Annotated in this window: 1 protein-coding gene; it reads right to left on the minus strand. The window is 60.1% G+C overall.

The window, feature by feature from the left end; genetic code table 11:
* Nucleotides 1–421: ABC transporter transmembrane domain-containing protein (locus H6X67_RS11675; protein WP_249435559.1), on the minus strand; the 421-nt coding region annotated here is incomplete at both ends.

Here is a 421-nt window from a genome sequence, read left to right on the forward strand (position 1 = left end):
GGGCGAGAGAGTCCACATCAACGGTCATGCGGGTAAGACGCGAATCGGCATGCTTTTCATGCCAGGGGAGTCCAAGACGCAGCATATGGCCGAAGCTGCGCAAGCGCACCGAATGCTGAACTGATTCCGCCGCTCTGGCGGCGAAGACCGTCTGCAGAGAATAACTGCACCAGCCCACAATGACCAGGCACAGGGCGAGCAGGGCACAGAGGCCGATGGTCGACATATCGCCTGCGGCGACACCGGAGTCAATGCCGTGCTGCAACAGTATCAGCACCCCTACGCCTGCCGCAGAATCGAGTGCGATCAGCAGAGCGGCGATGACGAACATCCACGCCACAGGCTTCAGTAGTGACGTGACTTTGCGACCTTTACCGGCCAGCGCCTGCTGTACTGCATTTTCCGGTACGCGGGTCATACG

This window comes from Actinomyces sp. AC-20-1 (assembly GCF_023369555.1).
Lineage (GTDB): Bacteria > Actinomycetota > Actinomycetes > Actinomycetales > Actinomycetaceae > Actinomyces.